This window comes from Rhodanobacter lindaniclasticus, from assembly GCF_004799035.1.
Taxonomy (GTDB): Bacteria; Pseudomonadota; Gammaproteobacteria; order Xanthomonadales; family Rhodanobacteraceae; genus Rhodanobacter; species Rhodanobacter lindaniclasticus.
In genome coordinates this window covers 1-671 of the sequence record NZ_MWIO01000097.1, presented here as the reverse complement: position 1 = coordinate 671, position 671 = coordinate 1, and the positions used below count along the sequence as shown (strand labels likewise).

General features: G+C 64.4%; 1 protein-coding gene. It reads right to left on the bottom strand.

The features are described from left to right. Positions 1 to 616, bottom strand: a 616-nt coding sequence (locus tag B1991_RS18445; protein ID WP_136260130.1) for an IS30 family transposase, incomplete at its 3' end; no start/stop codon positions are given. Between the last annotated feature and the right edge of the window lie 55 nt (positions 617 to 671).

Here is a 671-nt window from a genome sequence, read left to right as displayed (position 1 = left end):
CCACGAAGCCGCTGGTGCGTTCGACCAGCGTCCCCACGGACGAACGGTTGCCGGTGCCCTTGATCAAATCGCCCTCCCAGTGCCCAGGGATCAAACGGTCCGCCACTTCCGGTGGACGCACGTGGATGCTCTGCATGTTCGGGATCTGGCCGCGTCGATCGATGCCGCGCGCGCGTGGTTTGCGCGTGCTACGGCCTTGCCGCAGGCAGGCGATCAGCTCGGTGCGCAACGCGCCGCGTGGCACCAGATACACGGCGCTGTAGATGGTTTCGTGGGACACCCGATGGCTCGCTGTCGCAGGGAAGGCTTTCGCCAGTATCCCGGCGATCTGCTCCGGCGACCACTGCGCGCGCAACAGCGCTTGTACCGTTTCCCACAACGCAGGGTCATCCAATTTCCGCGGAACACGCGGCTTGGCCCGGCATCGCTGACTATGTTGGTGCGCCGTCCGCGCCTTGTAACGAGCGCCTTCCGAGCCGACCCTGCGGCATTCCCGGCTGATCGTGCTGGGCGCACGCCCCAGCGACCGCCCGATGGCACGCAAGCTATCGCCAGACTCCAGCCGCTGCTGGATCTCCACTCTCTCTTCCAACGTCAATTCGCTATAGGTTCTCATCGCAACAGCCTATGTCAGATCGGGATAGGTGTTGCACGTGGAGTTTGAGACGGCC